This is a genomic window from Bifidobacterium pseudolongum subsp. globosum (assembly GCF_000741295.1).
GTDB lineage: Bacteria > Actinomycetota > Actinomycetes > Actinomycetales > Bifidobacteriaceae > Bifidobacterium > Bifidobacterium globosum.
Genome location: NZ_JGZG01000019.1, coordinates 1 through 5,006 on the forward strand (window position 1 = coordinate 1; position 5,006 = coordinate 5,006).

Annotated in this window: 2 protein-coding genes; both read right to left on the reverse strand. The window is 58.5% G+C overall.

The window, feature by feature from the left end; translation table 11 throughout:
* Positions 1 to 4,276, reverse strand: a 4,276-nt coding sequence (locus tag BPSG_RS08365; RefSeq protein ID WP_155271910.1) for an Ig-like domain-containing protein, incomplete at its 3' end; no start/stop codon positions are given.
* A 403-nt stretch (positions 4,277 to 4,679) separates the two neighbouring features.
* Positions 4,680 to 5,006 (reverse strand): S-layer homology domain-containing protein (locus BPSG_RS07955; protein ID WP_034879194.1); only part of this gene is annotated, 327 nt, incomplete at its 5' end.

A 5,006-nucleotide genomic window follows, 5' to 3' on the forward strand; every position in this document is an offset into this window, starting at 1 on the left:
CCAGCCACAGGATCTCCTTGGCCCCATGCGTGCCCTGCTTGACATCCGAGAACTTCGCGTACTCCGCAGCCGACGGCGCATACGAGGACGCCGAACCCACACCATGCAGCTTCGCCGTACGATACAGGAAGATCGCCATGTCCGCACGCGTCAACTTGTCGTTGTACCCGAAACGGCCATCCACATACCCGGTCGAGATGCCATTGGCAGCCAACCACTCGATCTCATCATGGAACGGCACACCAGCCGGCACATCAGAGAACCGATCAGACGACCCACCATTCTTCGTAACAGTCAGGACAATCGCAGCCGACTTGCCCGAAGCCGTCACCGTGATCGCCGTGATGCCCTCGCCCTTGGCCGTGACCTTGCCATTGCCGTCCACCGTGGCCACCGACGAATCCGACGACGACCAATACACCACACCAAGCGACGCATTCGCCGGAGTAGCCTTCACAGACAACTGCACCGTCTTGTTCTGCGCAAGCGTGAGCTTGTTGTTCGCCACACCAGTGCCGACAATCGCAATGGATTGCAGTGGTTGTGTGGTTCCGCCGACGACGGTCACGATGACCGTCGCCTCCTTGCCACCTGCCACAGCCTTGATAGTAGTGGTGCCAGCTGCAACACCGCGCACCCTGCCGTCGGCGACGGTGGCGATTGCAGCGTTCGATGTGCTCCACTCAATGTTTTGATCGGTCGCGTTCGACGGGGAGATGGTCGCGTTCAGGTTCAGGCCGGCACCGACATTGATCGTCGCCTTGCCACCCGACACACCAGTACCAGAAATCGACACCGACTGCACCGGAACAATCACCGTGCACGGAGGATTGTCGACAGTGAGCTGACCGTCCTTGACGAGCAGCGACTCGCCGGTGCCCTTGTAGTTGGCTTCGCCGTTGTTGTCCCACTGGCCGGAGCCGTTGTTGAAGACGAATTCGACTTCATCCTGGTCCGTGTTGTCAACGGTGTACTTGACGTAGCCGTCGCAGGCCGCCTCCATCTTGACGCCCGGGACGGTCGTCCACGTGCCCGCAGTGCCACCCTTGTTGACACGGTAATGCAGATACGTCGAGCTCGCACCGAACTTCGCAGCCGGATAATAGACGGTCGTCGTTGTCGGGAGGTTGAGCTCGCCGGTCACGGTGATCGTGATCGTCGAGGTCTTGTCGCCGGCCTTCGCCGTGATGGTCACCGTACCGGCTTTGTTCGCCTTGACGTTGCCCTTCGAGTCGACGGTCGCAATCTGCTCGTTGGACGAGCTCCACGTGACTTTCTTGTTCGACGCGTTCGATGGGGCGACCGTCGCGCTCAGCTTCGCGGTGCGCGAAGTGCCGAGATCGATCGACATCGAGTCGCCTTCGTTGATCGTCACCGATTCGACCGGAATCGTGATGACCGGACCACCGGCAGCGCCGATGCGCGCGAGTGGAGCAGAGTACGAGTCGTCATCGGACTTCTCGTAGGAGTTGTTCTCCTGCGACTGCGTATCCGGAAGGTCGGCGTTGTCGTTCGCAGCAAGGTCGTACGGCAGCGAGTCCATGCCCGACAGGCCATAGGTGGCGACAATCTGCACACCGACGCCGGTCTTCTCGACGTCGGCCGCTGTGATGCCGAGCTCCTCAAGCGGAATCGCCAGCTCGCAGATCGAATCCTGGGCACCCGGATTGTGTCCCTTGGACTTGAAGTTGACCCAGTTGCCGTTGTCGTTCTTCACATCACCCGGCACACGGCCGTTCTGGGAACCCCAAGCTCCATCAAGACCCCAGACTTCGTTGCTGAGCAGACCCGTTCCGGCCGCATACTGCATCTTGGTCTTCTGCGTGCCTACGGCAGGAGCAGCACCTGGACCATAGATTGCGTTCGCGTTCAGACCGGTCTCATCGCCGCTGTACATCCAGGGACCATTCTCGCCCTTCTTCAAGGCAAGCCCGATGACATTGTTGACATTCTGCTCCCATGAGATGCGCGAATCCCAGATGGTGCCCCCGGTCTGCAGATTGGCGTTCTTGCCGACGCGGTTATCGGAGCGTCCGGTGTCAAGCGCAATCCATGCGGCAGGTCCCTTTTCGGTATGGACCGGGCGATTGAGCGGGAAGTCGTCACCGCGATCGACGACATCCTGAACGTTGGTCATCTCCCACATCAAATAGAGATTGTCATCGTCATAGGTGCCATAGAGGGCATACAGATCGATGGGCATCTCATACATCGAATTTGGACGGTAGACGCGGGGATCATCATTCGCGGTACCCTGCGCGATGAGCATGGAGCTGTCCCAATCGCTGGCGGAGCCATCGACAGAAATCGTCTTCTTTTTCTTCTGTCCGGCCGTATTCGTCGAATAGTACTTGGCGAGCTGCTGCTGGCTGCGTTCGACCTTCTCATAGGTGTATTCGACCTTGAGATCCTTGCCGGTCGCACCGGTGCCCTTGCCGGTGAGCGTCAGCGTGATGACATCGCCGACTTCGGCATTGGCGCCGACGGTGATCTTGTCGCCGGAGACGAAGGTGCCGGACTTGCCGTCGGAGGTCGCCCACTTGAGGTTCGTTGCATTCTGCGCGCGCACGGTGACCTCGATGCCGGAACCGGTGAAGGTCGTGTTGATCGGCGCGGCGCTGATTGTCTCGGCATCGATCGTCGTACCACCCTTGTTGTTCCAGAACACCGCGACCTTGCCGCCCGGAGCGCGGCCGGACGTGATCTTGCCACCGGAGACGGTGATCTGGCCACCGTTGACCTGGTCCTTGTACTGGCCGTCATCGAGCGTCGTCGAGATGCCGTTGAGGTCCTTGTCACCACCGGAGTTGACCACGACGACACCATTGTTGTCCGGTGAACCGTCACCGATGCCTCGCTCGATCATCAGGCAGGAGTTGTCGCCCTGGCAGTTCTGCATATTCTCGGGCGAACCCTCCATCGCATTGCGGAACTTGTTGACCCAGGTGACCTCGGGATGCTTCCATTCGTCATCGCCGGCCATGCCAAGCGTCGTGCGCTCGGCGAACTGGTTGTTGTTCGTACCACCGGAACCGACCGGACGGTTGAAGAACAACGGCGCACCACCGGCACGAGATGCGATGATCGCCCAGCCCTTGCGGATCTTGTCGGCCGAAATGCGCGTCGAGACGCCCACCTTGCCGATTTCCGTGTCGACTTCCTTGTTCGCATAGTTATCATGCGATTCGACCCAAGTGACAAGCTGGTTGTCGCGCACGCCGTCACCCTGCAGATTGCGCAGCGACTGAGCGTTCATGCTTCCCGAATTGATTGCGGCACGCACGGCACCACCGTACTTTGAACCGGTGTTGCCACCGCCGTTGCTCGAGTACTTGTCGAAGAGGGCCGGATATGCCGCGGCGTTCAGGCCGGAATCGCCCTGTAGCACCTCGCCGTACTGATACTGCGCACCGTTCGACAGGATGGTGTCGAAATACGGTGAATGCGTATCGAACTCATCCGGGAGCTCGATGTGCTTCGCGGCGTCATAACGGAAGCCATCCACGCCATCCTCCACAGCACGTGTGAGATAATCGTGCATGCGATCCGCAACAGTCTGGTTCTGGGTGTTCAAATCCCAGAGGCCAAGCAGATGGCACTGCGTGACCTTCCAACGATTGCTATAATCAATGCGGTCACCATTGTGACTCGTGTTCTCCTGCTTGTCGCAGATGCCCCACGCCTGATGGAAGTTGTTTTCAGATCGCCAGTCAGAATCGATGGCGTTCCAATCGGAACTGAAGTGGTTGATGACGCCGTCGACAATCACACGGATACCGTACTTGTGCGCCTCAGCAGTCATCGCCTTGAGGTCATCTTCAGTACCCACGACCTTGTTGCCGATCTTCGTACCAGTTGGCTGATAAACGTAATACCAGTTCTCGTCGAACTGCATGCCGTTGACCGGCCCCTTAATCTCACTAATCGGCGCGGTCTGGATGGACGTATAACCAGCGGCCGCAATCTCCGGCATCTTCTGCTTGATCGTATTGAACGACCACATCCATGCATGCAGGATGGAGCCGTAGCTCATCTCTCGGGCGAGGCCGTACTGCTTGCGTGCCGCTTCGAATTGCGCGTTGCCAAGCGTGCGGTCATAACTTGTTGTTGGGCCCACATGATCCGCTGCAACGGCCGTGGTGGAACCAACCACCATACCGCCAGCGAGCGTCGCTGCAGCCGCAAAGCCGGCGATCGTCTTTTTCAGGAACCCGCGCCTCGATGGGCGCTTATCCGAGACGGGGGAAGCCCCGTGCTCTTCAGACAGAGGTGCCATGCCACTGTCTCCTTTTCTTCTCTAGATAAGGTTCTTTCTTTCCTTGTGCTTGCTTCACGTCACCAGAGCCGCAAAGCCATGCGAAATCTGCCACACCGAAGGAAACAGTAACTATTCCACCGGCGAACAAATCCTGCCAGCCGACACAATCATTGTGACACCGTTCGCATTGCGTCTAGTATAGCCAAATACTTGCACAAGGGCAACAAGCGCATTCCATACCGAAAACGTTCGCATTACAGGCGGTTGCTTTTGCTGCTAGACACTTGATGCCTTTTCGACCATTCAATTCAGCCGGATTACAGACATGTGCACAATCTAAAGGGTGACCCTGAAAGACGTCTTCCAGAGTCACCCTTAGATCTCAGTGTTTCGTGTGGTTTGGGTGAAACACCTGGCTGGGTTAGATGAGTTTGTCGAGGCGGTACAGGAACGCGGCCATCGCCTTGCGCTCCATCTTCGCGCCGAACCCGAACGTTCCGTCCGGATTACCCAACGAAATACCCGACTTCGCCAACCACAGGATCTCCTTGGCCGCGAACGTGCCCTTGTTCACATCCTTGAACCGCGCATAATCCGCAGCCGAAGGCGCGAACGACGCCGCACCCTTCACACCAGCCAGCTTCGCATACCGGTACAGGAAGATCGCCATGTCCTGACGCGTCAGATGCGACCCGCCATTGAACTTGCCGTTCCGTACCTCGCGCTGATCGTGCCATGCTTGGCCAGC